This window comes from Amycolatopsis panacis, assembly GCF_003600245.1.
GTDB lineage: Bacteria > Actinomycetota > Actinomycetes > Mycobacteriales > Pseudonocardiaceae > Amycolatopsis > Amycolatopsis sulphurea.
The window spans coordinates 48,743-73,608 of sequence record NZ_QZFV01000080.1; the positions used below are offsets into that span (position 1 = coordinate 48,743).

The following is a 24,866-nucleotide window of genomic DNA, read 5'->3' on the forward strand; positions in this document are numbered from 1 at the left end:
CTCCCCGCACGGGCGGAGAGGGCGGCAGGGGACTCGCGGTACCGGTCAGCCCTCGGCCTCCGGGACGAGCTTCAGCGAGATGGAATTGATGCAGTAGCGCTGGTCGGTCGGGGTGGCGTAGCCCTCTCCCTCGAACACGTGCCCGAGGTGGCTGTGGCAGGACGCGCACAGCACCTCGATGCGCCGCATGCCGAGCGTGCGGTCCTCGCGCAGCAGCACCGCGTCCGAGTCCGCCGGGTCGTAGAACGACGGCCAGCCGCAGTGGCTCTCGAACTTGGTGTCGCTGCGGAACAGCTCCGCGCCACAGGCCCGGCACTCGTACACGCCGATGGTCTTCGTGTCGGTGTACTCACCGGTGAAGGGCTGCTCGGTGCCGGCCTGCCGGAGCACCGCGTACTCCTCCGGACCGAGCTGCGCACGCCATTCCTGCTCGGACTTCACCACACGCGGGGTGGTGCCGACCACGGGTTTCATACCTTTCACCTGTCCCACGTTACCTCGTTACCGGACCTCGTTACCGGGAGAGGAAGGCGATCGTGTGGGTCGCGATGTCCCAGGCGGTGACCAGCAGCCCGAGCACGATGAGCACCACGAACAGCACCGAGATCCAGTACCGCAGCCCGCCGGTGCGGGCGCTGGACTCGGCGAAATCGGCCACCTGGTCGAGGCAGGCCTCGACGGTGAAGGTGGGCCCGGTCCGCTCCATCCGGTCGAGGTGGGCGGCGAACGCCCGGACCTCGGGATCCGCCGGGTCGAGCCCGATCAGATCGTCGTGGAACCGCGGGTTCCAGCCCGGCGGCACAGCTGCGCTCTCGGCCATACCCCCACGGTAGGCCCTGCACCCCGGTCGGCGCATCGGCTTGCGCGCTGTGTCCGGCGGGTGGTCACTGGCCGGAGGCCCCGCCTGCGTCCAGCCGGGTGTCGCTGTCGATCAGCATCTGCCCGCTGGACTGGATCACCCGGTAGCCCCGGCGGTTCCCGTCGACAGTGAGGTTCATCGTGATGGAGCCGTCCGCGTTGCCCCCGCCGCTGTCCGCGCGCGCGGACTCGTACCGGTTGATCTTGTGCGCTGACCAGTACTGCTGGAACGCGGACTGACTGCCGTACACCGCCTGCGCCGCCGGGGTGAGATGCGCCCAGTTGGCGCTCGGGTCCGCGAAGAACCCGTTGGTGATCAACATCCCGGCCGCACCGTAGTCGGTGATCTTGCCTTCCGTCGGGGTCTGGCCCAGTGCTCCGTTGGGCGTGCTCGTGGTGCTGGGCGGCGCGGAGGTCCGCGGCGCGCTCGATGGCGTCTGCCCCTGTTGTGCCGTGGTCCCGCCGTTCGAGCCGCTGCTGTTGCTCAGTACCAGGAACACGATCACCGCGACCGCGACGACCGCCGCCGCGCCACCGGCGAGCAGTGCCGTGCGGCGCTTGTTCCCCGGGCGTTGTGCCGGGCCGGCGGAGTAGTTCGGCGCGGCCGCGGACGGCACCGGGCGCTGGGCCGCGGGCTGCGCACGCGGTGGAGTGGCCGGCGGGGCGGCTGGTGACCGCATCGGCATGAACGCCGCGGTCGGCGTGCGCGGCGGGTTCGAGGGGGTCTTCTGCGCCGGGATCGGGGCCGAGGACGGGGATTGCGGACCGGCCCCCACGCGCTGCCACGGCGGGGGCGGGCCGGCGCCCGTGCCGGCACCGCGGTTGCCCGACAGCAGCGGCGGCTGGGCCGGCTCACCCGTGGCGAGCGTGGCCAGCCGTTCCCGGGCCTCGGCCATGCTGGGCCGTTCGCCGGGCTCCGGGCGCAGCAGGCTCATCAGCAGCGCGGTCGCCGGGCCCGCCTGGGTGGGCGGGTTGACCTGGCCGTTCGCCGCGGCGTAGAGCAGCGCGAGCTGGTTGGTGGTGTTGCCGTACGGCGTCTGGCCCTCGATCGCCTGGTACAGCGTGGCGCCCAGGGCGAACACGTCCGAGCTGGGCACCGGATCGGCGCCGCGTGCCAGCTCGGGGGCCAGGTAGGCGGGGGTGCCGCCGATCAGGCCGGTCTGGGTGAGCGTCATGTCGCCGGCCGCGCGCGAGATGCCGAAGTCGGTGATCTTCGCGGTGCCGGTCTCGTCGATCAGGATGTTGCCGGGTTTGACGTCGCGGTGCACGATCCCGGCGCGGTGCGCGGCGACCAGTGCCGCGGCGACCTGCTCGCCGATCCGCGCGACCTGGCCCACCGGCAGCGGACCCTGCTCGGCCAGCACCGCGGACAGGCTGGGCCCGTTCAGGTACTCCATCACCAGGCAGGGATCGCCGCCGTGCTCGGCGATGTCGAACACCACGATGGCGTTCGGATGCTGGAAGCGGGCGGCGTTCTTCGCCTCGCGCATGGCGCGCTGGCGCATGTTGTCGCGCTCGGCCTCGGACACGCCCGGCTGCGGCAGGATCTGCTTGATCGCCACGGACCGTTCCAGGCGCACGTCGACCGCGCGCCACACCACGCCCATGGCACCGCTACCAATGTGCTCGACGAGGCGGTAGTGCCCCGCGATCAGCTGCCCGGTGTCGATGGCGACCGCTCCTGACGAAATCCCGGTGAATCGTGTGCGTGCTCAGCGCGGATTACCCCTCGCGCACCCGAACGAGTGTAGCGGTCGGAAGTACCCGGCCGCCGTCAGCCAGTCGGTGCGTGCTCCTCCGCCGCCGTGGCCGGGGTACGCCTGCGAAGCCCGTACAGCAGCCCGGCCAGCCCGGCCGCCGCGAAGATCGCGTACGAGGCGAGGAGCGCGGGCGGCGTGTCGCCGGTCAAGGCGTCGGCGAAGACCACCACGGCGATCGTGCCGGGCACGCTGCCGAGCAGCGTTCCGGCGAGGTAGGGCACCAGGTTCACCGACGACACCCCGCACAGGTAGCTCAGCGGCGCGAACGGCACCACCGGGATCAGCCGCAGCGACGTGACGGCCAGCACACCGCCGCCGGCCAGCCGCTCGTTGACCACCCGGACCGGCGCCCGATGCAGATGCCGGGTGATCACGTCCCGCCCGAGCACCCGGGCGAGCCCGAACGACAGCCCCGCCGCGATCGTCGTCGCGACGAGCGCGATCAGCACCCCGGCGACGCTGCCCACCAGCAGCCCGGCGGCGAGGTTGAACACGGTCCGCGGAATCGGCGCGACGGTGAGCAGCGAGTACGCGACCAGCAGCACGAGCGGCGTGGCGGAGCCGGTCTCGGCGGCCCACTGCCGCAGCTGCGCCGGACCGGGAACCGGCAGCCACACCGCGGCCGCCGCGAGCACGACGAGCACGGCGAGCGCGAGGAGGAGCTTGGTTCTGCCGGACACTCCGCCACGGTAGGGCACTCGCCGTCGCGCTCCGTGCCGTACCCCTGCCGGTCCGGGGCGGGGCTGTGAAGGGACCCTTCACGGCCTCTGCGTCTGTGAAGGGTCCCTTCACAGACCTCGGGCGGACCGACCGGTCGCCACTGGTGGTGACATTGGGTGATCAATCTCGCGGCGTTCCCGAAAAGCTCCGCCCAGGGTCTAGCCTGCTCGCGACCCGCTCGGCGGAAGCGGGCACGGTCGGTGCCGGGCTCGGGGTGTAACGCTGCGGGGCCACGGTGCGACTGGTCCAGGCCGGTGGGCGGATCGGCAGGGAGGAGACCCGGTGGAGGACCTGATCGCGTTCCTCGCCGCGCGGGTGGGGCAGCGCCAGGCGCTGATCATGCAGGCGGTGCGGCGGCAGCAGGCCGGGGAGCAGCTTACCCGGGAAGAGGCGAAGGTCCCGGTGGAACAGCGGATCCGGGCGCTCGGCGACGTCGAGCTGGACGTGATCAACCAGATGATCAACGATATCGAGGTGACCCGCCGGATCATGCTCGCGCACCGCACGACGGTGGCCGAGAAGGTGCCGGGATTCCCGCTCTACGGCAGCGAATACTGGTGCGAGACCTGCCACGTGCCTGCCGACGACGCCGGGGTCAACTGGTGCGTGACGCTGCGCCTGCTCGCCCTGCCCTACGCCGATCACCCGGACTACAGCGAACGCTGGCGCCCCTGACCCGGGAATCCCCGTCCGTACGCGGGTGTTGGCCTCTGCGTGGACGTTCCGATCTCGGTGCTCGACCGCTCGCCGGTGCGGCGGGGGCGGGGGACCGTACAGGCCGTGCGGGACACCGTCACGTTCGCGCGGGACGTCGAGGCGCTCGGATATCACCGGTTCTGGGTTTCCGAACATCACGGGGTACCGGGCGTGGCGGGGTCCGCGCCGGCGGTGCTCGCCGCGGCGATCGCGGGTGCCACGCAGCGGATCCGGGTCGGGACCGGCGGCGTGATGCTGCCCAATCACCGTCCGCTGGTGATCGCCGAGCAGTTCGGGGTGCTGGCGGCGCTGCACCCCGGGCGGATCGATCTGGGGCTCGGCCGGTCGGTCGGGTTCGTCGAGGGTGTGCGCCGCGCGCGCGGGCAGGGCAAGGACGCGGCTGACGGGTTCGGCGGCCAGGTGCGCGAGTTGCTCGCGTTCTTCCGCGGGGACAGCGCTTACCCGGGCGTGCACGCGATCCCGGCCGAAGGCCAGTCAGTGTCGGTGTTCCTGCTGGCCACGGGCGTGGGTGCCGGCCTCGCCGCCGAGTTGGGGCTGCCGCTGGTGATCGCCCCGGCACGCGGCGAGCAGGCGATGCTCGACGCGATCTCCCGCTACCGCGAACAGTTCCGTTCGGACATCGCGGATCCGTACGTCGTCGTGTCGACCGCGGTCGCCGTGGCGGACACCGCGGAGCAGGCCCAGCGGTTGCTGCTCCCGGAGGCGTGGTCCACTGTGTACTCCCGCAGTCACGGGGTGTTCCCGCCGTTGGCCCCGGCCGAGGAGATCCTTGCGCTGCCGATGACCGAGCGCGAACGCACCCGGCTCGGCGAAGTCCTCGCCGGGCAGATCAGCGGCACCCCCGAGGAGGTCGCGGACCGGCTCGGCACGCTCGTCCGGCGCACCGGCGCGGACGAACTGCTGATCAGCACCAGTACCTACGACCCGGCCGAACGGGTGGACTCCTTCGCCGCGCTGGCGGCGCTCGCCGGGCTTTCGGTGCCCGCCTGAGTGATCTCCTCGGCTTGGGAAATTCGTGACGATCACCCGAGGACCACCGGCAGTTTCGCGGCGAATTCCCCCAACGCGGCGGTTTCCGTGGCGGACGGGGCACGTCGTCCGGTGGTCACGAGCAGCGCGGCGCGGTCGTCGAGCGAGGGCGCCACGGCGAAGCCGGCGATGTCCGCCACCATCGCCCGGGAAGCGGCCAGCGTCTCCGCCGGAGGTCCGTCCATTCCGGACAGATGGGCGATCAGATCGAGGTGGTGCAGGGTCGTTTCCAGTACGCACATCGCCAGGTAGCTCGGGACGGTCATGACCTCGTCCCGGGTTTCCACGCGGGCGGCCGGATCGGCGGCCGCGGCGGCACGGACGGCCGCCACGGCGAGGTCGTCGAAGTGGTGGTGGAGCCACGCGGTGGTGCCGTAGGCGGCCGCGCTGCGGCGGACGAACGCCGACTCCTCATCGGTGCCGTCCGGCGCTTCCCCGGCCGGTTGCCAGTAGCTGGTTTCGGTCAGTGTGGCGGGCGCGGTGGTGGTGGTGGTGGAGGCGAGCGTGACGAGCACGTCCTGCGCGTCGATGATCAGGTGCGCGACGAGGTCTTGCACGAGCCAGCCGGTGCAGCCGGAAGGGGCGACCCACTGCCCGCCTTCGAGCGAGCGCACGGCTTCCTGCAGGGCAGTCCAGGCGCGAGGGAAGAGATCCACCTTCGCACTCTAACGAGAGTACCCGGGTCAGCGTGGTAGCCGGAGCTGTAGTTCGGTGAGTAGCCGTTGCGCCGGGTCTGTCAGGTCGATGCCGGAGACTTCCGTGGCACGGCGTACGCGGTAGCGGACCGTGTTGGGGTGAATGTTCAGCTCCCGGGCGGCTGTGCGTACGTCACCGAAGGCATCGAGGTAGGCAAGTACCGCGGGTACGAGGATGCCGCCGTGTTTGGCGTCGTGGGTCAGCAGCTCGGCGAGACGGGGGTCCCTGATGCGCGGCTTGTCCGCGAGGTACGCGAGAACCTCCGACAACAGCACGTCGGCCCGTACGTCGGCGAGGGACGCGACGTCGTCGGCCCAGTGTCCGCGCGTCATCGCGATCAGCACGCGGTCTGCGTCGCCTCGCGAAGCTACCGCTTCGGACAGCCGTGGCACGACGCCGCCGATCGCTGCGCGTACCGGTACATCGAGGTGATGTCGAGCTGCCGCAACGATTTCCTTCGCCAACGCGAGTACGGAGGCGTCGGAGTTCTCCGGAAGGTCGGGCAGGAGCGCGTACACGCGACCGCCGAGCACACTGACCAACGCGGTGCGCCGGTACGCCGCGGTGTGCACTGCGATCAGGTGTACCAGCTCTGCGCGCCGTAACAGCCTGTTCGACGGAGCAGACGGCTGCTGTGGTGCCAGTGCGAAGGCCAGCACCTGGGCGGGTCTTGTCGGATCCGCGCCGATGTCGTCGGCCACGGACTCCGCGTCGACCCGGCCGTCGAGCAGACCGGCCAGCAGCTCTTCGCGGAGCCGCAGCTGTGGGTCCGGCTGGGTCCGGGCGCGGATCAGGTACGGCGCGAGCGTGCGGCTGGCGCCGAGGAGCGCGATCTCCGCCTGCTCGGTCAACGGTTGCGCGCCCTCCTGCACCCAGATCGTGCCGAGCGGCTGGGAACCGGCATGGATGCCGGCCGCGATCCGGCGGCGGATGCCCAGTTCCGGACGCTCGTCCACGCGTACGATCCCTTCGCCTGCGCGCAGTCGTTGGTAGACGCCCCACTCACGCAGCATGACCAAGTACCGCTCGGGTCCTTCGCGGCCGAGGATGGACAGCCGACGCAACTCGTCGACTTCGTCGCCCGCGCGTGAGTACGCGAGTACGCGGCTGGCAGTGTCCTCGATGCTGACCAGCCCGCCGGTAAGGGCGGCGACAGTCTGAGCAAGGGCGAACAGGTCGCCGAGCACCTCACCTGTCTCCGCTTCGCCGCCTGCACGCGCAGCGTCGACCACGCCGCGGGCCAGCGCCTCCACTTGCTCCCAACGCGCTTCGGCGCCCACGGTCAGCAGCGCGACGCCCGCGTCGGCGGCGACGTCGATCCCGCCGTCGCCCTTCACTGCCACCGCAGCCGCCCCGCGGCGCCCGGCCGCGCGGATCGCGGCGGCCGCCGACCGGCCGCGCGCGCCGATGACCAGCACGAGGTCGCCGGGATGGGTTTCGGGCGGGTCCTCGGGATCGAGGATCACCACGTCCTGCACCGGTACACCCAGCCCGAGCGGCGCGACGAGCACCCGGACCAGCGGTTCGCCGAGGGTGGCCAGGACGTGCCGCAGGGAGGTGCCGGCAAACGGATCCGGGCTGCTCATGGCGGACTCCGATCGGACAAAAGCCTCCAGACGATTCTAGCCGATCGAACAAACCCTTAGCCCGTTCGCGGGGCTACCGTTCGGGTAAATCGAGCAGTCAGCGAAGACAGTCACAGAAGACAGTCAGTGAAGACGAGGGAGCCGCCGTGGACGCCGTGACCCAGACCCCCGCCCCGAAGAACGAGCCGGTGTACACGTACGCCCCCGGGAGCGCTGAGCGCGCTGAGTTGGAGGGTGCGCTGACGAAGCTGGGTCAGGCCGGACCGGTGGACCTGACTGTGACGGTCGGCGGTGAACAGCGCGCCGGAGGCGGCGAGAAGATCGACGTTGTCCAGCCGCACAACCACGGCCAGGTGCTCGGCACCATCCAGAGCGCCTCGCAGCAGGACGCGTCCGACGCGATCGCTGCCGCGGCGAAGGCGGCCCCGGAGTGGCGCGCGCTCTCGTACGACGACCGCGCTGCCATACTCCTGCGCGCGGCCGACCTGCTGACCGGTCCCTGGCGCGCGACGCTGAACGCGGCCACCATGCTCGGCCAGTCCAAGACGGCGACGCAGGCCGAGATCGACTCCGCTTGCGAACTCGCCGATTTCTGGCGCTTCAACGTCGAGTTCGGCCGTCGTGTGCTGGCTGAGCAGCCCATGAGTTCGCCCGGCGTGTGGAACCGCATGGAGCACCGCCCGCTGGAAGGCTTCGTGTACGCGATCACGCCGTTCAACTTCACCGCGATCGCCGGCAACCTGCCCACTGCGCCTGCGCTCATGGGCAACACCGTGCTGTGGAAGCCTTCGCCCACGCAGAGCTTCGCCGCGCACCTGACGATGCGGCTGCTCGAAGAGGCGGGCATGCCGCCGGGCGTGATCAACCTGCTGCCCGGCGATGGCAAGGCGGTCTCCGAGGTCGCGCTGAAGCACCGTGACCTCGCGGGCATCCACTTCACCGGGTCCACCGCCACGTTCCAGCACCTGTGGGGCACCGTCGGCGCGAACATCTCCGGCTACCGCGGTTACCCGCGGATCGTCGGCGAGACCGGTGGCAAGGACTTCGTGCTCGCGCACCCGTCGGCCGACCTTGACGTGCTTCGCACCGCGCTCGTCCGCGGCTCGTTCGAGTACCAGGGCCAGAAGTGCTCCGCTGCTTCGCGTGCGTACGTGCCGCGCAGCCTGTGGGAGCAGCTGAAGGACGGCCTGGCCAGTGAGACAGAGGCGATCAGCTACGGCGACGTGACCGACCTCAGTCACTTCGGTGGCGCGGTGATCGACCGTCGCGCGTTCGACAAGCACGCTTCGCTGTTCGAGCGCGTCAAGGGCGACTCCGAAGTGGAGATCCTTGTCGGTGGCACGGCTGATGACAGCGTGGGCTACTTCGTACAGCCGACCGTCCTTGTATCGACCAACCCGAAGCACGAGATCTTCAGCACCGAGTACTTCGGGCCGATCCTGTCTGTGTACGTCTACGAAGACGCCGAGTTCGACAGCGTCCTCAAGGTGATCGACGAGACCGCTGCGTACGCGCTGACCGGTGCAGTGATCGCCAACGACCGCACAGCGGTCGCGAAGGCCTCCGAAGCACTGCGGTTCACCGCGGGCAACTTCTACGTCAACGACAAGCCGACCGGTGCCGTCGTCGGGCAGCAGCCCTTCGGTGGGGCGCGCGCTTCCGGCACCAATGACAAGGCCGGGTCGATCTTCAACCTGCTTCGCTGGACGAGTCCGCGCTCGATCAAGGAGACCTTCGTGCCGCCGACCACCGTGCGCTACCCGCACCAGGGCTGAGGAGGATCGCAATGCTGCGTACCCCGTTGCTCGCTGCTGCTCGATCACCGCGGATCAGGGCGTTGATCGAAGCCGTGCCCGCGACGCGTGCAGTGGTCCGCCGGTTTGTGTCCGGTGCCGCTACAGAGGACGCCGTACGCGTTGCCGGGGAACTGGCCGCAGACGGTCGCAAGATCACCATCGACCACCTCGGTGAGGACACCACCGACGCCGCACAGGCTGCAAGGACTGTACAGGCGTACGAGGAGTTGTTGTCCGCATTAGCGGAACAAGGCCTTTCGGAAGGCGCTGACGTTTCGGTGAAGCTGTCCGCAGTCGGGCAGTTCCTGCCGGGCGACGGCGAGGGCGTCGCGCTGGAGAACGCGCGCAAGATCTGCGCGGCAGCGGAAGCTGTCGGGGCGACGGTGACTCTCGACATGGAGGACCACACCACCACCGACTCGACGCTCGGCATCCTCCGGAAGCTGCGCGGCGAGTACCCGTGGGTGGGCGCGGTGTTGCAGGCCTATCTTCGGCGTACCGAGCAGGACTGCCGCGACCTGTCCGGCCCGGGTTCGCGGGTACGGCTGTGCAAGGGCGCTTACTCAGAGCCGGAAACCGTGGCGTACCAAGACAAGTCCGAAGTGGACAAGTCCTACGTACGCTGCCTTCGGGTGCTGATGGCGGGGCAGGGCTACCCGATGGTCGCTTCGCATGATCCGCGGGTGATCGCCATCGCGGAGCGGCTGGCTGCCGACGCCGGGCGCACTGCGGACGACCACGAGTTCCAGATGCTCTACGGCATCCGCCCGGACGAGCAGCAGCGGATCGCCGCGACGGGCACCACGATGCGGGTGTACGTGCCGTGCGGTGACGAGTGGTACGGCTACTTCATGCGGCGTCTCGCGGAACGGCCGGCGAACCTGACGTTCTTCCTGCGCGGGCTCGTCACGCGTTCCTGAGGCCCCCACACACGGCGAAGGCCCCGGTACCTGCTCTGTGAGCGGGTACCGGGGCCTTCGTGGTTCCCCTGGTCAGTCCTGCGCGGGCTGGTGCGCCTGCTCGGCGGCGACGGCCTTGCGGACCTCGTCCATGTCGACCTCGCGCGCCTGGCGGATCACGTCCTCCAGCGCGGCCGCGGGCAGCGCGCCCGGCTGGGAGAAGATCAGCGTCTTGTCGCGGATCACCGCGAGGGTCGGGATCGACCGGATGTCGAAGGCGGCCGCGAGCTGCTGCTGGGCCTCGGTGTCGACCTTGGTGAACACGATGTCCTCGTGCTGCTTCGATGCCTCCTCATAGACCGGCGCGAACTGCCGGCACGGGCCGCACCAGCTCGCCCAGAAGTCGATCAGCACGAATTCGTTGTCGGTCACGGTCTGGTCGAAATTGCCCGCGGTCAGCTCCACTGTGCTCATGCCGGGTCCAACGAACCGGACCGGCCGGGAATTCCCCGGCCCGCCGCCGCGTCTGCACCCCTGCCGGACGACTTGCGGAGGTACGTATGACCGAAGACGGCATCCTGAACCGGATCGACGAGCTGATCGCCGAGGAACACGCGCTGCGCGCCCGCGCGGCAGGCACCGGCCTGTCCGCCGTGGACCGGGACCGGTTGACGGCACTGGAACAGCGCCTGGACCAGTGCTGGGACCTGCTCCGCCGGCGCCGCGCACGCACCGAGTTCGCGGAGGACCCGGACGAGACTGAGGTGCGTTCGGTCGCGCAGGTCGAGGGTTACCGGCAGTAGCACCGAGACGACCGGGGCTCAAGCCGGGCAGAGCGTCCCGTTGTCCGGAACCTTGCCGTCGATCAGGAACCCTTGCACGGCAGCGGTGACGCACGGCGACTGGCCCACCGCGCCATGGCCCGCGCCTTGCCAGGTGACGGTGACCGCACTGGGCATCTGGTCCGCGGCGCGGGTGGTGCCGACCTGTGGGGTCACCGGGTCGGCCGCGGTGGCTGCTACCAGGATTGGCGGGGCGCCGGGGGCACCCGCGGCGGGCAGCGGCTCGCGGCGTACGGGCCAGGCACCGCACCAGGCGAGTTCCTGGGCGATGGCGGCGCCGAACTGCGGGTACTTGGTGCGCATGGCGGCTTCGGCGCGGTCGATCTGGTCCGCGGGCAGCCGGGTGGACGAGTCGTTGCAGCGGGTCGCGATCATGCCGCTGATCCGCGACGCGCGCCCACGCGCGTCGACCAGCACGGGGTCCGCGAAGGCCGTCAGTGCGGCGAAGTCACCGTTGCGGGCTGAGTTCAGTGCGTCCGCGAGAGCGGGCCAGCGCGTGCGGTCGCTGAGACCGACGTACGCGGCATAGGTCGCGACCCCCGGGTCGACTACGAGACCGTCGGGGCCGCTGACCGGTGCGGCGCGCAGCCGATCGGTCACGGCCTTTAGTGCGGCTTTCGCATCACCCAGTGGGCAGCCTCGGGCGGCACAGTCGGCGTTGAACGCGTCGAAGGTGGCTTGCGCGCCGGCGGCGACCGCGTCGAGTACGGCGCCCCGGTCGTCACCCGGGTCCGGGAGGCCGTCCAGGACCATGCGGCCCACCTGCGCGGGGTAGCGCACGGCGTACTCCGACAGGACCTTCGAGCCGTCGCCGTGGCCGAGCGCGTTCAGCCGGTCGAGGCCGAGCGCCTGCCGCAGCTCGTCGAGGTCGCCGGCGGTACGCCAGCTGTCCAAGGCGGTCTGCGCGGTGTCCAGGTCGATTGCGCACTGCTGCCCGACGCGGCGTGCTGCGTCCAGTACGTCGCCGAGGCCACCCTGGGCCGGATCGGCGCCTAACAGCGCCGACCGCACTTCGTCCGGCGCGCACTGCACGCCGCCGGACAGCCCCGTGCCACGGCGGTCCATACCGATCAGCGAGAACTTCTGAAGGAACGCCGGCGGCAACTGGGCGGCCAGTCGCGCCGCGTACACCGTGCCAGGCTCGCCCCCGACATCGTTGACCACTGCCAGCGGGATCGGCCCGTTCCCCACCTTCAGCAGGTAGATCCGCGCGAGCAGCCGCTGGGTGTCGTCGGGCGCGTCGAGTGGTGCGGTCATCCGCGCGCAGCTGAACTGCAGCGATGCGGGCACGGCCGGATCGCCGATCCGCTCGCGGGTGTCCTGGCTGCAGTCAGCCCAGCGCAGGGCTGACGACTGCGGCTGCGTAAGCGGGGGCAGCGGCACCGGCGCCGTACTGGACTTCGGGGACGGCGTGTTGCGCCCGTCGTTGTCGATCACCGCCGGGCGCACCGACGGCCCGGTCGTGCACCCGGCCAGCGCGAGCACGCCGAGCGTCGCCGCGACCAGCCGTACGCGCAGATGGAGACGGCGGGCGAAACGGCGGTGCACGGGCAGGTCCTCACGTCGAATCCGGGCGAACTCGCCGCCGAGCTTGACATGCCGGGTGTGGGGAGGCAGTGAGCGGGTCTACGACACCGACGCCGCTCAGCGGGTCCGTACGACCTCGCCGCGGAACACTGCGGACAGGTCGTACCGCGCGGGTTCGTCGAGCTGGGTGTAACCGCACGAGGACGGCTCACGGTCCGGGCGCCAGCGGGCGAACTGCGCGGTGTGCCGGAACCGAGACGGGTAGCCGCCTTCGGTGTGCTCGTAGGACACCTCCACGACGCGCTCCAGTCGCAGCGGCACCCAAGGCTGCTCCTTCGCCCGCCAGCGCGTGATGCCGCCAGGGATCCGCTGCCCTTCGCGCACCGCGTCGCCGACCCACGGATGGCCCTCGCCGTCTGTGATCAGTGGGCTCAGCTCGGTGGCCAGCTCCCGCCGCCGCGCTGCTGGGAACGAGCCGACGACGCCGACGTGGTGCAGCAGGCCGTGCTCGTCGTACAGGCCGAGCAGGAACGAGCCGACCGCTTCGCCCGGCGCGGAGTCCACATGCCACCGCAAGCCGGCGAGTACGCAATCGGCAGTACGGGAATGCTTGTACTTGAACAACACCCGCTTACCCGGCGTGTACGGCTCGGCCAGCGGTTTGCCGATGACCCCGTCGAGGCCGGCGCCCTCGAACAGCTCGAACCAGTGCCGCGCGGTCGCCGGATCTGTGGTCGCCGGGGTCAGTGCCACGCCGGACAACGCGGTCAGCCGTTCGCGGCGCGCGGAGGTTGGTTCGTCCATGAAGGACTCGTCGCCGAGGGCGAGCAGATCGAACGCGACGAACTGCGCGGGGCTCTCCTTCGCGAGCAGCTGGACCCGGCTGTCGGCCGGGTGGATGCGCTCGGTGAGCGCGTCGAAGTCGAGCTTGCCGCCGCGCGCGACCACCAGCTCGCCGTCCAGCACGATCCGGTCCGGCAGGCACGCCTTCAGCTCCGCGATGACCTCGGGGAAGTACCGGTTGAGCGGCTTCTCCGCGCGCGACTGGAGGGTGAGTTCGCCGCCGTCCCGGAAAACGAGGCAGCGGAACCCGTCCCACTTGGGCTCGAAGAGCAGCCCACCGGAATCGGGGATCGCCTTCGCGGGCTTCGCGAGCATGGGCTTGATCGGTGCCGCCAGGGGAAGGGCCATGTCCGGCATTCTCGGCGAAAGCCGCGGTCAGCGCACGCGTGTCGGTCCGGCCGTGTCGAGTTCGAGGCGGATCGCGGTGGGCAGCGTGGTGACGCCGAGGGATTCCCTGGCGCGAGTCAGTACGTGCGTTTCGAGGTCTTCCCACACTCGCCGGACGTCGGCGCCTTCGGCCAGCCACAGGGAGATGCGCAACGCGGGCTCGGCCTTCGTGCCGACCGAGCGCACCCGCGCACGGACAACGCCGTCGATCTGCTCGGTATCGCTGCTCACGGCACCGGCGAGCGCACCCGACGTCACCGTGAGTTCGGCGCCGGGCGTCTCGTCCAGCCGCAGATCCGGATGACGCTCCGGGCTTAGCGAACGTACGAGCCACCACAGGCCCAGCACCAGCAGCAGTACGCCGATCACGACAGCGCCGATCCGCGCGTACAGCGCGTGGTCGTGCAGCCAGCCGACCGCCAGGGGATCGAGTACCGGACGCTGCGCGCGGAACCGGCCCAGCCAGCCCATGCCGACCACCAGCGCGGCCGCGCCGGCGAGAATCGCCACAACGCCGATAAGACACGTCAGCGTGCGCTCGGCGCCGTACGAACGGCCCTGGGCCCGGCGGGCGGTGACAGCGTTGCTCATCGGCGGTCCCTCGGCGAATCGACGACCACAGTCACCTTCGGCCGGCGTACGAGCGGCAGGTCGTCCAGCACCGTCGTCACCGTCTCCACCAGACGAGGCCGGAGCTGTTCTTCGCTTTCCAACCGGCTCGTCGCGCGCACGCGTACGCGGCGAGCGCTGGCTGTGACCGACACGCCGCGTACGTTGTCTTGCGCGCGCACCGCGATCCCCACCATCCGCGCGAGCGCGCGCGGCGAAGTGCTGACGCTGACGCCGTCGGCCGGTTCGGTCATCGGCACCTTACGGTCACCCGCGCCGAACGCGAGCAGCGCGAGCACGATCCCCACGACCACCACGATCCCCGCGGTGATCCGCATCGGCGTGCTGACCCAGTCCACTGTGGACAGTATAGTGCGCCACTGCGGCCAGGGGATGAGCAGCGGTCCGCGATCCGGCTGCCACCAGTGCCAGCCGACTTCCAGTGCGAGCAGCGCCCCGCCGCCCGCTATCGCGAGAGCGAGCACAGTGGACAACAGCCGGACGGCAACCCGCATCACTGCACCCTCGGTGCGACGTCGGGCAGCAGCGCGGACACCGTGACCGCCAGCGAACGTACGCGGTACGAGGTGAGCCGCTCGACCTCTTCGACGACCTTCGCGCGTACGTCGCCCGTCACCGCTCGTACGGTCGCCGGGTACCGCAAGGCGAGTTCCAGTGCGAGGTCGACGTCGTTGTCCGAGCCGGTCACCTTCGCGCTCGCGCCGGCCTTGCCGGTGCTCACGCCGGCGATGCGGCGTTCGTTCGGCATGGTGCCCGGCACCTGGTCCGCGGCGTGCTGGGCGACTTTGCGCACCACCGTGTGCGCGATGCTCAGCGCGCCGCGCTCCGCCGGCTCCGGCAGCGCACTGCGAGGCAGGTCGACCTGCGCTACCGGGCTCACTTGTCGCGGCCCTTGCCGAACACGTCGCCGAGGTCCAGTTCGCCGTCGAGGACCCGGCCGACCACCATTCCGATGACGCCGACGGCGAGCGTCACCAGGAACGCGGTGAATCCCTGGGTGGCGGCGAGGCCGAGAATCAGGCCGGCGAGGATCCCGGTCTGCGTTGCGTTCAACGTGTTTCCTTCCGTGTGCTGTCCGCCTTGTGCCCGCGCGCGGGTCATTCCACCCGCGAGGCGTCCGCCTCGTCCTCACCCGGCAGGTGGACGTCGGTGATCGTGAGGTTGACCTCGATCACCTCGAGCGCGGTGATCTGCTCGACCGCCCTGATCACGTTGCGCCGCACCGCCTGCGCGACCTCCGGGATCCGCGCGCCGTAGCCGGCCACGAGGTCGAGATCGATCGCGGCCTGCTTCTCGCCGACCTCCACCGAGACCCCGGTGGTGGTGGCGGTGCCCGAGCCGGGAATGTGTTCCTTGATCGCGCCGAGCGTGCGGGACACCCCCTTGCCGCCGAGCGTGTACACCCCGGCGATCTCGCGCGCGGCCACCGAGGCCACCTTCTGCACGACCAGTGAGGCGATCGTCGTACGGCCCGGTGCACCCTCGTCTGCGGCCGAGTCCGAGTTCTGCTGCGCCATGCTCTTTGCTCCCTCGTCTGCCGATGTGCGCCTCCAGTGTCGCCGGGCGGCGTCCCGGCTGCCGGGTGCCTGCTTGCTTCTACGATGTGCCGACCGGGCGAAAGCTCACGGGGGCTCACCCGGACGGGCTAATTCGGCGCTCAGTCCGGATGGACGTCCACCACGTGCACGTCGAACACCGGCGGCCGGGCGCCCAGCTGCCGGTCCAGTTCCGCGGTGATCCGGGCGCGCAGCGTGTCGGCTGCCTCGTCGGCGATCACGCCGTAGCGGACCGCGGCCAGCACCTGCAGCCGCTCGTCGGCCAGCGCCACCGCGGTGACCCGCATCCCGGGCACGGCCGCCGCCTCGGCGTCCGCGACCGTGCGGGCGAGCCGCAGGAAGGCCGGTTCGGTGACCGAGCGCAGGCCCTTATCCGAGGGCAGCTGCACCGATCGCGCCGAGCGCGCGTCGTCGAGGGAGCTCAGGACGCGTTCGACCAGTCCGGGCGGGGTCGGCACACGGTGCCTGCGCGCCGCGCGTACCGCTGCCCACCGCGGATCGCGCTCCGGGTCCGTCATGACCGCTCCCTCAACTGACCGAGCAGCGCCACCCTGGCCCGGCGCAGCCGCGCACGCAAGGCGGGCACGCCGACCTCCAGGATCTCGGCGACCTCCTCGTAGCTGAGCCCCTCCAGTTCGCGCAGCACGAGCGGGACCCGCTGGGACACCTCCAGCCGGGCGATCGCCCGCAGCACCTCGTCCACCTGCTCGGCGTCGACCACCTGCCGTTCCGGGGTGGTGCCGGCGACCTGGCCCGCCGCCTCGTCCAGCGGCACGGTCGGCCGGCGCCGGCGCAGCTGGGCGAGCGCGCCGTTTGGCGGCCACCCGGTAGAGCCAGGTGGACAGCCGCGCCTCCTGCCGGAACGAGGGCAGCGCGCGCCAGACCGACAGCCAGGCCTCCTGCACGGCGTCCTCCGCTTCGGCCGGGCTGCCGGTGATCCCGAGCGCGACCCGGAACATCATCGGCGTGTGACGGTGGACCAGGGTGTCGAAAGCGGCGTGGTCTCCTGCCGCGGCATCCCCGGCGAGCCTGCCGTCGTCGTCCATCAGCCCGCGCACCGCCGATAGCGCAGCAGCACGGCGCTGTCCTCGACGAGAACCGACGCCAGCTCCAGCCCCTGCGGCGGGATGACCGCCGGGCCTGCCGCGATCCGTCCCGCGCCGCCACCGGCGAGTATCGGCGCGACGGTGAGGCACAGCTGGTCGACGAGGCCGGCAGCGGCGAGCGAAGCGAACAACCGTGGCCCGCCTTCGCAATCGACGCGCCTCAGGCCGCGCTCGGACAGCAGGGCGAGCGCCCGCTCCAGGTCCACGTCGTCCTCTCCGCAGACGAGCACTTCGGCGCCCGCGCGGGTGAGCGCGGCCGTGTCGGCACGGGCGGTGGTGAGCACGATCGGCGGCACGTGCGTGTCGGTGAACAGCGGCGCGGCCGGGTCGAGCGCGCCGCTGCGGGTGACCACCGCCACGGGCGGCACCGGGCAGCGGCCGAGACGCTCGCGGCGGGCGGCCCGGACGGGGTTCGTGCGTGCTCCTCGGTAGCCCTCCGCACCGGCCGTGCCCGCGCCGACGAGGATCACGTCGGCGAGGTCGCGGGCGAGCAGGAAAACTCGCTTGTCCGCCGGATTCGACAGCCCTGCGGACAGGTCGTTCACGGCCACCGCGCCGTCCGCCGACGCGACGAAGTTGACCTGGACGAACGGCCCCGGGCAGGCCGGCGGATAGCCGTAGATCCGTTCCAGGTCCGCGTCGGAGAGCGCGGTGCCGTCCCCGCGCTCTTCCGGTGATGGTGGCCACACGATCCGCACAGCGACCATCCCAGCACGGCCCCGTCCCGGCCCCGACCGGGGGATATGCCTTGCCGCCGCGGGGCGGCGGGCGGCAGTGGCCCGGACCGGCCCGGATAGGCTCCCCGACCATGCCCGCAGCTGCCCTGACCGACCGGTTTCCCGAGCTCGGGGCCGACGAACTGATCGAGTCCCTGGTGCCGCCGCCGCGGTTCGGCGAGGCCCGGTTCGGCACCTACCTGCCCAATCCGGACGAGCCCAGCCAGGCCGCCGCAGTGCAGGCGTGCTCGGCGTTCGCCGCGCGGATCGGCGAAGGTTCGGCCAAGAAGTCCCGGCTGCGTTCGCTGTTCGGTGGCGGTGCGGCGGCCCCAGCCGGGCCGATGGGTCTCTACCTCGACGGCGGTTTCGGGGTCGGCAAGACCCACCTGCTGGCCTCCACCTGGCACGAAGCTCCCGGTCCCAAGGCTTACGGCACCTTCGTGGAGCTGACCCACCTGGTCGGCGCGCTCGGTTTCGGCGAGGCCGTGCGGCGGTTGTCGGCGCACCGGCTGCTCGCGATCGACGAGTTCGAGCTGGACGACCCCGGTGACACCACGCTGGTCAGCCGGCTGCTGCAGGAGCTGACCGACGCCGGTGTGCACGTCGCCGCGACGTCGAACACGTTGCCGGACAAGCTGGGCGAAGGCCGGTTCGCCGCGGACGACTTCCTGCGCGAGATCCAGGCGCTGTCCCGGCGGTTCACCGTGGTCCGGGTGGACGGGCCGGACTACCGCCACCGCGGTCTGCCCGACGCGCCGCCACCGGTCGGGGACGAGGAGCTGGCCGCGTCCGCGGCGGCACACGAAGGGTCCACTTTGGACGAATTCGGCGCGCTGGCCGATCACTTGGCGCGGCTGCACCCGTCGCGGTACGGGAAGCTGCTGAACGGGGTGAGCCGGGTGCACCTCGCGCGGGTGACCCCGGCGCCGGACCAGAACGTGGGACTGCGCCTGGTCGCCTTCGCCGACCGGCTCTACGACCGGGCGATCCCGGTGGTGGTGTCCGGGGTGCCGCTGCCCGAGCTGTTCGGCGAGGAGATGGTCAACGGCGGGTACCGCAAGAAGTACCTGCGTGCCGTCAGCCGGTTGACGGCGCTGGCACGCGACGCGGTATCAGCACCGCCCGCAGCCCGGTGACCACGGCCGTCGCGAAGCAGACCCCGCCCGCCACGTCCGTGAGGTAGTGGTAGCCGAGCCCGACCAGCCCGATCGTCGCGCAGCCCAGCAGCAGGATCGCCGCGATCGCCGTGAGTACTTTCGGCCTGGCCAGCAGCATGAGCACCACGAGCACGGCGGCCAGGCTGACCGTGTGGCCGCTGGGGTAGGCGAGCCCGCCGTCCTTCCAGCGGCCGAAGATCGGCTTCAGCACCCACGTGTTCAGCGCGACGGCGAGCACCGGCGCGGCGACCGCGAGTATCACGTCCTCCCGCCGGCGCAGGTACCAGGCGGCGCCGGCGATCAGCGCGATTGCCGGGATCACCAGGTAGGGCTCGGTCGGCAGGACGAGCACGTCGAGCAGCCGTTCGCTCAGCTCCCCGGTGCGGTCGGTGGCCCAGGTGTCGAGCGATCCCGGTGCGCGGGGCACGACCAGCAAGCCGAGCAGGAGTGCGGCGAGCGCGCCGAGCACGGCGACGAAGACGAGTACCCGTCTGACGGTCACTCATGCGAGCGTACGGGAGCCGTGAAAGCTGTGAAGGGACCCTTCACGGACTCTGCGACCGTGAAGGGACCCTTCACAGCCTTTCAGGCTTGGACCACCTGGGTGATGGCGTCGAGGCCACGGTCCAGCTCTGCTCGGGTGATCACCAGCGGCGGGGCGATCCGCAGCGTGGTGTCCTGGGTTTCCTTGCACAGCACGCCGAGCTTGGCCAGCGCCTCGGACGCGGCCCGGCCGGACGGCCCGCCGGGGGCCAGGTCGATGCCCGCCCACAGCCCGCGACCGCGGACCTCGGACAGTCCGTGGCCGACGAGTTTCCCGAGCCGCTGTCGCAGATGCTCGCCGAGTTCGGTGGACCGCCGCTGGAACTCGCCGGTGTTCAGCAACCGGATCACGGCGCGGCCGACCGCGCAGGCCAGCGGATTGCCGCCGAAGGTCGAGCCGTGCTCGCCGGGCTTGAGCACGCCGAGCACCTCGCGGCCGCCGACCACCGCGGACACCGGCAGGATGCCGCCGCCGAGGGCCTTGCCGAGGGTGTACAGGTCGGCCCGCACGCCTTCGTGGTCCAGAGCCAGCACCGTGCCGGTGCGGGCGAGCCCGGACTGGATCTCGTCCGCGATCAGCAGCACGCCCTCCTCGTCGCACGCCCGGCGGACCTCGGCGAAGAACCCGGCGGGTGGCACGATCACGCCCGCCTCGCCCTGGATCGGTTCGAGCAGCACGGCCGCGGTGCGGGGAGTGATCGCGGCGCGCACGGCATCCGCGTCGCCGTAGGGGACGGTGACGAAACCCGGGGTGAACGGGCCGAAGTCGGCGCGGGCGGTCTCGTCGGTGGAGAACGACACGATGGTGGTGGTCCGGCCGTGGAAGTTGGCGCCGGCCACGATGATCTCGGCGGTGCCGTCCGGGACGCCCTTGATCCGGTGCGCCCACTTGCGGGCCAGCTTCACCGCGGATTCCACGGCTTCCGCGCCGGAGTTCATCGGCAGCACCATCTCAGTGCCGGTCAGTTCCGCCAGTTCGCGGCAGAACAGGCCGAACTGGTCGTGGTGGAACGCTCGCGAGGTGAGCGTGACCCGCCCGAGCTGCTCGGTCACGGCGGCGATCAGGTCCGGATGCCGGTGCCCGAAGTTCAGCGCCGAGTAGCCGGACAGGAAGTCGAGATAGGACTTTCCGTCGACGTCGGTCACTGTGGCGCCCGCGGCATCGGCGATGACGACCGGCAGCGGATGGTAGTTGTGCGCGCTCCACTGCTCATCGAGCGCGAGATAGCCGTCGGTGGAAGCGGGGAGGCCGGTACCGGCGAACGTCGTCATGCGCCCAGGCTAGATGGCCGGGGCGGAGAGTTCATCCGGGAAACGTTGCTTGCACCGGTTGTTTGTTGCGCGGTCCGGACTGGTCACGGTGATTCGCTGCGTAACCATGCCAACGGGTGACCGCTTGCCCGGGTACGGCCGTGAGCCGCCGGTTATCGTTGCTTGAATGGCGAAGAAAGCGAAGGAGAACGCGAACCGGGTCCGTGCCGCGCTCTTGGCGGACGGCGAGTTGCCGGACCCCGGTTCGTCGCCGGTCGGGCCGGGTAAGAAGGGCAAAGGCGCGAAGCACCTCGCGTCGGCCGGCGAGCGGCTGGCCGGACTGCAGGAGGCGCTGTTCGCGGAGGGCTCCGGCGGCGGAGAGCGCAGCGTGCTGCTCGTGTTGCAGGGCATGGACACCTCCGGCAAGGGCGGCACCGTCGGGCACGTGCTCGGCCTGGTGAACCCGATGGGCGTGCAGTACACGGGATTCAAGAAGCCCACCGCCGCCGAACGACGCCACGATTTCCTGTGGCGCATCCGCCGGCGGCTGCCCGCTCCGGGGCACCTCGGCGTCTTCGATCGCTCGCACTACGAGGACATCCTGGTGCCGCGCGTCACCGGCGAGCTGCCTGCAGCCGACCGGCGCCGCCGCTACACCGAGATCAACGCCTTCGAGCGTGAGCTGACCGAGGCGGGCACCACACTGGTCAAGGTCTTCCTGCACATCTCGCCGGAGGAGCAGCTGCGGCGCCTGACCGCGCGGCTGGACCGGCCGGAGAAGCGGTGGAAGTTCGACCCCTCCGATGTCGAAGCCCGCAGCGTGTGGCCCGCCTACCAGGCCGCCTACGCGGATCTGCTGAAGCGGACCTCGACCGCGCACGCGCCGTGGTACGTGGTGCCCGCCGACCGCAAGTGGTACCGGAACTGGGCGGTGGCCGAGCTGCTCACCGAGACCCTCGCCGAGCTGGATCCGCGGTTCCCCGAGCCGGGCTACGACGTGGCGCTGCAGCGGGCCGCGCTGCAGAATGTTGGCGCGAGCGGCTGATCTTCTGAAAGAGTGCGGGGCGTGACCGACTCCGCGCTCGACGACGTTCCGTTCCTCCGCCGCCAGACCCGCACCCAGCGTTTCACCCTCGGCGCCCCCAAGCAGTTCCGGGTCGCGCCGGACGGTTCGCGGGTGGTGTTCCTGCGTACGGCTTCGGGCACCGACCCGCGGCACAGTCTGTGGTCGTTCGATCCGGCCGACGGCCGCGAGACGCTGCTGGTCGACGCGGCCGAGCTGCTGCCGGGGGAGGAGGACCTGCCGCCCGAGGAGCGGGCGCGGCGGGAGCGGACTCGCGAGACCGGCGGCGGGGTGGTGGCCTTCGACGTCGACAGCGCGTTCACCCTCGTCACGTTCACCTTGTCCGGCAAGCTCTACACGCTGGACCTGGCCACCGGCACCACCCGGATGCTGGTCGAGAAGTCCGTGATCGATCCGCGGCCGAACCCGGCCGGGACGCATGTCGCCTACGTGCGGGACCGGCGGCTGCGCGTGATCGAGCTGGCCACCGGCGAGGACCGGGAGCTGGTCGGGGAGGACGGCGAGGACATCACGTGGGGGCTCGCGGAGTTCATCGCCGCCGAGGAAATGGACCGCGTCCGCGGGTACTGGTGGGCGCCGGACGGGCGCAGCCTGCTCGTCGAGCGGTCCGATCGCGGCCCGGTGCCGCGCTGGACGATCGGCGACCCGGCGAACCCGCAGCAGCCCGCGAACGTGGTGGCCTACCCGGCCGCCGGTACGCCGAACGCCGAGGTGTCGCTCGCCGTGCTCGGGCTGGACGGCAGCCGCGTCGACGTGGCAGGCGGGGATTGGGAATACCTGGTCGCCGTGCACTGGTCGGCAGGCGGAAAGCCGCTGCTTTCGGTGCAGCCGCGGGATCAGAAGGCACTCACGGTGCTGGCCCTGGACCCGGCCGACGGATCGGTGACCGAGCTGCACACCGAGACCGACGAGCACTGGGTGGAGATCGTGCAGGGCGTGCCGGCCTGGACGCCGGACGGCAGGCTGGTCGTGGAGAGCGCCGCGGACGGGGACCACCGGCTCGTCGTCGATGGCACGCCGGTGACTCCGCCGGGCATGCAGCTGCGCGCGGTGCTTCACGTTGGAGACGAAATCCTTTTCACCGCTTCGGAAGACGACTCGACGCAGATTCACGTGTACCGCGCCGGAAGCGACGGCGTGCGTCGACTGTCCACTCAGGACGGTGTGCACGCGGGGGCGGGAAGTGCGGAGCTGACCGTACTGACCGCGTGGAGCCTGGAGTACGGCGGCCCGCGCGTCAGCGTGCTGCGGGACGGTGCGGTGGTGGGGACGATCGCGTCGTCCACTGTGGACCCGGAGATCGTGCCGAACCTGACCTGGCTCACGCTGGGGGAGCGTGGTCTGCGCGCGGCTTTGGTGCTGCCGCGGGGATACGAGCCGAGCGAAGGCCGGATGCCGGTGCTGCTCGACCCGTATGGCGGTCCGCACGCGCAGCGGGTTCTGCAGAGCCGCAACGCTTTCCTGACTCCGCAGTGGCTGGCGGACCAGGGGTTCGCGGTGCTGGTCGTGGACGGGCGTGGTTCGCCGGGGCGTGGACCGGCGTGGGAGAAGGCGATCGCCGGAAAGCTCGCGGACGTGACGCTGGCCGACCAGGTCGACGCGCTGCACGCGGCTGCCGAAGCGTATCCGGAGCTGGATCTGGAACGGGTCGCCATCCGCGGCTGGTCCTACGGCGGGTACCTGTCCGCGCTCGCCGTGCTTCGCCGTCCGGATGTGTTCCACGCCGCGGTCGCCGGTGCTCCGGTCACCGATTGGTCGTTGTACGACACGCATTACACCGAGCGTTACCTCGGTACGCCGGAGTCCGAACCGGACAGCTATGAGCACAACTCGCTCATCGCGGACGCGGGATCGCTCTCCCGGGCGTTGCTGCTCGTGCACGGGCTGGCGGACGACAACGTGTTCCCCGCGCACTCGTTGCGGTTGTCCTCGGCCCTGCTCGCCGCCGGTCGCGCGCACGTGTTCCTGCCGCTCGCCGGGGCCACCCACATGACGCCGCAGGCCGAAGAGGTCGCGGAAAACCTGATGCGCACACAGGTCGACTGGATTCTGCGTGAGCTGACCGCCGGTCGTAAGGAGCAGCAGTGACCAGTCGTTGGGGACTCACCATCCCGCTCACCGGGGTGCCGCTGATCGAGCATCGCGCGCTCGTCGAGGAGCTGCCGGATCTGGGCTACACCGACGTGTGGACCGCGGAGACCGCGGGCACGGACGCGTTCACGCCGCTCGTGCTGGCCTCGCAGTGGGCGCCGCAACTGCGGCTGGGTACCGCGATCGTGCCGGTCTACACCCGTGGGCCGGGCCTGCTCGCGATGAGCGCCTCGACGCTGGCCGAACTCGCGCCCGGACGGTTCGTGCTGGGCATCGGCGCGTCTTCGCCGGTGATCGTGGAGAGCTGGAACTCCGCGGAGTTCGCCGAACCGTTCAAGCGGTCGCGGGACACGCTGCGGTTCCTGCGCTCGGCGCTGGCCGGGGAGAAGGTGACCGAGTCCTACGACACGTTCTCGGTGACGAAGTTCCGGCTGGAGCGGGCACCCGACCCGGCACCGTCGATCATGCTGGCCGCGCTGCGGCCGGGCATGCTGCGGCTGGCCGCGAAGGAGGCTGACGGGGCGATCACCAACTGGCTGGCCGCCGCGGATGTGCCGAAGGTACGGGAGGTCGTCGGCCCCGATGTCGAGCTGGCGGCCCGGATTTTCGTATGCCCGACCGAGGACGCCGCGGCCGCGCGGGCGCTGGGGCGGATGATGATCTCTTCGTACCTGACGGTGCCGGTGTACGCGGCGTTCCACGAATGGCTGGGCCGCGGCGAGCAGTTGCGGCCGATGCACGAGGCGTGGGCCGCCGGTGACCGGAAGAAGGCGAACGAGGTGATCCCGGACGAGGTCGTCGACGCGCTGGTGGTGCACGGCAGCGTGGCGTCCTGCCGGGAGCAGGTGCAGTCCTATGTGGACAACGGGCTGACCACTCCTGTGCTCGCGGTGCTGCCTACCGGAGGGGATGTCTTCGCCCAGGTACGCGGGCTCGCTCCGGTGCGCTGAGGCTGGGTTCCTGCAACGCGAACACGTCGTCCCCGTTGACCGGGGACGAAAGCAGGTACTGCAGCGGACGGCTCCCCAGGTGATAGCTCGCGCCCTTCATCGCCTGGAAGGTCGCCGCGCCC

Annotated in this window: 27 protein-coding genes and 2 pseudogenes; 9 read left to right on the forward strand and 20 right to left on the reverse strand. The window is 71.0% G+C overall.

Going from position 1 to position 24,866, the window contains the following annotated elements:
• Positions 1-45: 45 nt before the first annotated feature.
• The 4 genes from msrB to D5S19_RS14685 all read right to left on the reverse strand — a co-directional run bounded on the left by msrB (position 46) and on the right by D5S19_RS14685 (position 3,298).
• Entirely contained in the window at positions 46-474 is a 429-nt protein-coding gene (gene msrB, locus D5S19_RS14670) for a peptide-methionine (R)-S-oxide reductase MsrB (RefSeq protein WP_098509319.1), read from the reverse strand.
• Between the two features lie 40 nt (positions 475-514).
• A complete protein-coding gene (locus D5S19_RS14675) occupies positions 515-820 on the reverse strand; it encodes a hypothetical protein (RefSeq protein ID WP_098509320.1) in 306 nt (101 codons plus the stop codon).
• Positions 821-884: 64 nt separating this feature from the next.
• Positions 885-2,513 (reverse strand): serine/threonine-protein kinase, encoded by a 1,629-nt coding sequence (locus D5S19_RS14680; protein WP_199730505.1) that lies wholly within the window; start codon positions 2,511-2,513, stop codon positions 885-887.
• A gap of 119 nt (positions 2,514-2,632) precedes the next feature.
• Positions 2,633-3,298, reverse strand: coding sequence for a TVP38/TMEM64 family protein (locus D5S19_RS14685; RefSeq protein ID WP_120023896.1), 666 nt, complete (start codon positions 3,296-3,298; stop codon positions 2,633-2,635).
• Between the two features lie 322 nt (positions 3,299-3,620).
• On the opposite strand from D5S19_RS14685, the gene D5S19_RS14690 reads away from it, so the two are divergent.
• Positions 3,621-4,013, forward strand: coding sequence for a DUF6221 family protein (locus D5S19_RS14690; RefSeq protein ID WP_120023897.1), 393 nt, complete (start codon positions 3,621-3,623; stop codon positions 4,011-4,013).
• 39 nt (positions 4,014-4,052) lie between these two features.
• A complete protein-coding gene (locus D5S19_RS14695) occupies positions 4,053-5,045 on the forward strand; it encodes an MsnO8 family LLM class oxidoreductase (RefSeq protein ID WP_233573906.1) in 993 nt (330 codons plus the stop codon).
• Between the two features lie 32 nt (positions 5,046-5,077).
• Here D5S19_RS14695 and D5S19_RS14700 read toward each other — a convergent pair whose 3' ends face one another.
• Both D5S19_RS14700 and D5S19_RS14705 read right to left on the reverse strand, forming a co-directional pair.
• Positions 5,078-5,740: a maleylpyruvate isomerase N-terminal domain-containing protein gene (locus tag D5S19_RS14700; protein ID WP_120023898.1), complete on the reverse strand. Its 663-nt coding sequence runs from the start codon at positions 5,738-5,740 to the stop codon at positions 5,078-5,080.
• A gap of 27 nt (positions 5,741-5,767) precedes the next feature.
• The gene (locus tag D5S19_RS14705; protein ID WP_120023899.1) at positions 5,768-7,366 is read right to left on the reverse strand and encodes a PucR family transcriptional regulator; all 1,599 of its coding nucleotides are present in this window, start codon (positions 7,364-7,366) and stop codon (positions 5,768-5,770) included.
• Between the two features lie 146 nt (positions 7,367-7,512).
• Here D5S19_RS14705 and pruA point away from each other — a divergent pair, with 146 nt between their 5' ends.
• Complete coding sequence (gene pruA / locus D5S19_RS14710; RefSeq protein ID WP_120023900.1) at positions 7,513-9,141, forward strand: L-glutamate gamma-semialdehyde dehydrogenase; 1,629 nt, start codon at positions 7,513-7,515, stop codon at positions 9,139-9,141.
• A gap of 11 nt (positions 9,142-9,152) precedes the next feature.
• Entirely contained in the window at positions 9,153-10,082 is a 930-nt protein-coding gene (locus tag D5S19_RS14715; RefSeq protein ID WP_120023901.1) for a proline dehydrogenase family protein, read from the forward strand.
• Between the two features lie 72 nt (positions 10,083-10,154).
• On the opposite strand, the gene trxA is transcribed toward D5S19_RS14715, so the two are convergent.
• Complete coding sequence (trxA, locus tag D5S19_RS14720) at positions 10,155-10,535, reverse strand: thioredoxin (protein WP_120023902.1); 381 nt, start codon at positions 10,533-10,535, stop codon at positions 10,155-10,157.
• An 86-nt stretch (positions 10,536-10,621) separates the two neighbouring features.
• Here trxA and D5S19_RS14725 point away from each other — a divergent pair, with 86 nt between their 5' ends.
• Positions 10,622-10,864, forward strand: coding sequence for a DUF2630 family protein (locus tag D5S19_RS14725; RefSeq protein WP_120023903.1), 243 nt, complete (start codon positions 10,622-10,624; stop codon positions 10,862-10,864).
• Between the two features lie 18 nt (positions 10,865-10,882).
• Here D5S19_RS14725 and D5S19_RS14730 read toward each other — a convergent pair whose 3' ends face one another.
• From D5S19_RS14730 to D5S19_RS14775, 10 genes and pseudogenes are all read right to left on the reverse strand, one after another.
• Positions 10,883-12,451 (reverse strand): alpha/beta hydrolase, encoded by a 1,569-nt coding sequence (locus D5S19_RS14730; RefSeq protein WP_120023904.1) that lies wholly within the window; start codon positions 12,449-12,451, stop codon positions 10,883-10,885.
• Between the two features lie 96 nt (positions 12,452-12,547).
• Positions 12,548-13,621: an ATP-dependent DNA ligase gene (locus tag D5S19_RS14735; RefSeq protein ID WP_120023905.1), complete on the reverse strand. Its 1,074-nt coding sequence runs from the start codon at positions 13,619-13,621 to the stop codon at positions 12,548-12,550.
• A gap of 27 nt (positions 13,622-13,648) precedes the next feature.
• Positions 13,649-14,251 carry an Asp23/Gls24 family envelope stress response protein gene (locus D5S19_RS14740; protein ID WP_120023906.1) on the reverse strand — a complete coding sequence of 201 codons (603 nt, stop codon included), beginning with the start codon at positions 14,249-14,251 and terminating at the stop codon, positions 13,649-13,651.
• Entirely contained in the window at positions 14,248-14,784 is a 537-nt protein-coding gene (locus D5S19_RS14745; RefSeq protein ID WP_120023907.1) for a DUF6286 domain-containing protein, read from the reverse strand. The genes D5S19_RS14740 and D5S19_RS14745 overlap by 4 nt, the downstream gene beginning before the upstream one ends.
• Positions 14,784-15,170: an Asp23/Gls24 family envelope stress response protein gene (locus D5S19_RS14750; RefSeq protein WP_233573907.1), complete on the reverse strand. Its 387-nt coding sequence runs from the start codon at positions 15,168-15,170 to the stop codon at positions 14,784-14,786. Before D5S19_RS14750 ends, D5S19_RS14745 begins: the two co-directional genes overlap by 1 nt.
• Positions 15,167-15,343 (reverse strand): hypothetical protein, encoded by a 177-nt coding sequence (locus tag D5S19_RS14755; RefSeq protein ID WP_120023908.1) that lies wholly within the window; start codon positions 15,341-15,343, stop codon positions 15,167-15,169. The genes D5S19_RS14750 and D5S19_RS14755 overlap by 4 nt, the downstream gene beginning before the upstream one ends.
• Positions 15,344-15,387: 44 nt before the next feature.
• On the reverse strand, positions 15,388-15,807 hold the full coding sequence (locus D5S19_RS14760; RefSeq protein WP_120023909.1) for an Asp23/Gls24 family envelope stress response protein: 420 nt from the start codon (positions 15,805-15,807) through the stop codon (positions 15,388-15,390).
• Between the two features lie 140 nt (positions 15,808-15,947).
• The gene (locus tag D5S19_RS14765) at positions 15,948-16,364 is read right to left on the reverse strand and encodes a hypothetical protein (protein ID WP_120023910.1); all 417 of its coding nucleotides are present in this window, start codon (positions 16,362-16,364) and stop codon (positions 15,948-15,950) included.
• Positions 16,361-16,892 (reverse strand): annotated as a pseudogene (locus tag D5S19_RS14770) (RNA polymerase sigma factor). The gene D5S19_RS14765 and the pseudogene D5S19_RS14770 overlap by 4 nt, the downstream one beginning before the upstream one ends.
• The gene (locus D5S19_RS14775) at positions 16,892-17,650 is read right to left on the reverse strand and encodes a pyrimidine reductase family protein (RefSeq protein WP_233573909.1); all 759 of its coding nucleotides are present in this window, start codon (positions 17,648-17,650) and stop codon (positions 16,892-16,894) included. Before D5S19_RS14775 ends, D5S19_RS14770 begins: the two are co-directional and overlap by 1 nt.
• A gap of 110 nt (positions 17,651-17,760) precedes the next feature.
• Here D5S19_RS14775 and zapE point away from each other — a divergent pair, with 110 nt between their 5' ends.
• Positions 17,761-18,804: a cell division protein ZapE gene (gene zapE / locus D5S19_RS14780; protein WP_120023912.1), complete on the forward strand. Its 1,044-nt coding sequence runs from the start codon at positions 17,761-17,763 to the stop codon at positions 18,802-18,804.
• Here zapE and D5S19_RS14785 read toward each other — a convergent pair.
• Together D5S19_RS14785 and rocD are read right to left on the reverse strand one after the other, a co-directional pair.
• Positions 18,746-19,327 (reverse strand): phosphatase PAP2 family protein, encoded by a 582-nt coding sequence (locus D5S19_RS14785; RefSeq protein WP_233573914.1) that lies wholly within the window; start codon positions 19,325-19,327, stop codon positions 18,746-18,748. The two genes, zapE and D5S19_RS14785, sit on opposite strands and share 59 nt — an antisense overlap.
• Before the next feature lie 83 nt (positions 19,328-19,410).
• A complete protein-coding gene (rocD, locus tag D5S19_RS14790) occupies positions 19,411-20,640 on the reverse strand; it encodes an ornithine--oxo-acid transaminase (protein ID WP_120023913.1) in 1,230 nt (409 codons plus the stop codon).
• Between the two features lie 166 nt (positions 20,641-20,806).
• On the opposite strand from rocD, the gene D5S19_RS14795 reads away from it, so the two are divergent.
• Genes D5S19_RS14795 through D5S19_RS14805 form a run of 3 tightly spaced genes read left to right on the forward strand, consistent with a single transcriptional unit; the run spans position 20,807 to position 24,744 of the window.
• Positions 20,807-21,664, forward strand: coding sequence for a PPK2 family polyphosphate kinase (locus tag D5S19_RS14795; RefSeq protein ID WP_120023914.1), 858 nt, complete (start codon positions 20,807-20,809; stop codon positions 21,662-21,664).
• A gap of 12 nt (positions 21,665-21,676) precedes the next feature.
• A complete protein-coding gene (locus D5S19_RS14800; RefSeq protein WP_456061911.1) occupies positions 21,677-23,791 on the forward strand; it encodes a prolyl oligopeptidase family serine peptidase in 2,115 nt (704 codons plus the stop codon).
• Entirely contained in the window at positions 23,788-24,744 is a 957-nt protein-coding gene (locus D5S19_RS14805; RefSeq protein ID WP_120023916.1) for an LLM class F420-dependent oxidoreductase, read from the forward strand. Before D5S19_RS14800 ends, D5S19_RS14805 begins: the two co-directional genes overlap by 4 nt.
• A 7-nt stretch (positions 24,745-24,751) precedes the next feature.
• Here D5S19_RS14805 and D5S19_RS33145 read toward each other — a convergent pair.
• A pseudogene (locus D5S19_RS33145) lies at positions 24,752-24,866 on the reverse strand (N-acetylmuramoyl-L-alanine amidase); the annotation flags it as partial.

Excerpts from the sequence above, each read along its gene's own strand:
- msrB (WP_098509319.1), bottom strand. The coding sequence starts at position 474 with ATGAAACCCGTGGTCGGCACCACCCCGCGTGTGGTGAAGTCCGAGCAG.
- D5S19_RS14675 (WP_098509320.1), bottom strand. The coding sequence starts at position 820 with ATGGCCGAGAGCGCAGCTGTGCCGCCGGGCTGGAACCCGCGGTTCCAC.
- D5S19_RS14705 (WP_120023899.1), bottom strand. The coding sequence starts at position 7,366 with ATGAGCAGCCCGGATCCGTTTGCCGGCACCTCCCTGCGGCACGTCCTG.
- D5S19_RS14715 (WP_120023901.1), top strand. The coding sequence starts at position 9,153 with ATGCTGCGTACCCCGTTGCTCGCTGCTGCTCGATCACCGCGGATCAGG.
- trxA (WP_120023902.1), bottom strand. The coding sequence starts at position 10,535 with ATGAGCACAGTGGAGCTGACCGCGGGCAATTTCGACCAGACCGTGACC.
- D5S19_RS14725 (WP_120023903.1), top strand. The coding sequence starts at position 10,622 with ATGACCGAAGACGGCATCCTGAACCGGATCGACGAGCTGATCGCCGAG.
- D5S19_RS14735 (WP_120023905.1), bottom strand. The coding sequence starts at position 13,621 with ATGGCCCTTCCCCTGGCGGCACCGATCAAGCCCATGCTCGCGAAGCCC.
- D5S19_RS14740 (WP_120023906.1), bottom strand. The coding sequence starts at position 14,251 with ATGAGCAACGCTGTCACCGCCCGCCGGGCCCAGGGCCGTTCGTACGGC.
- D5S19_RS14745 (WP_120023907.1), bottom strand. The coding sequence starts at position 14,784 with ATGCGGGTTGCCGTCCGGCTGTTGTCCACTGTGCTCGCTCTCGCGATA.
- D5S19_RS14760 (WP_120023909.1), bottom strand. The coding sequence starts at position 15,807 with ATGGCGCAGCAGAACTCGGACTCGGCCGCAGACGAGGGTGCACCGGGC.
- D5S19_RS14765 (WP_120023910.1), bottom strand. The coding sequence starts at position 16,364 with ATGACGGACCCGGAGCGCGATCCGCGGTGGGCAGCGGTACGCGCGGCG.
- zapE (WP_120023912.1), top strand. The coding sequence starts at position 17,761 with ATGCCCGCAGCTGCCCTGACCGACCGGTTTCCCGAGCTCGGGGCCGAC.
- rocD (WP_120023913.1), bottom strand. The coding sequence starts at position 20,640 with ATGACGACGTTCGCCGGTACCGGCCTCCCCGCTTCCACCGACGGCTAT.
- D5S19_RS14795 (WP_120023914.1), top strand. The coding sequence starts at position 20,807 with ATGGCGAAGAAAGCGAAGGAGAACGCGAACCGGGTCCGTGCCGCGCTC.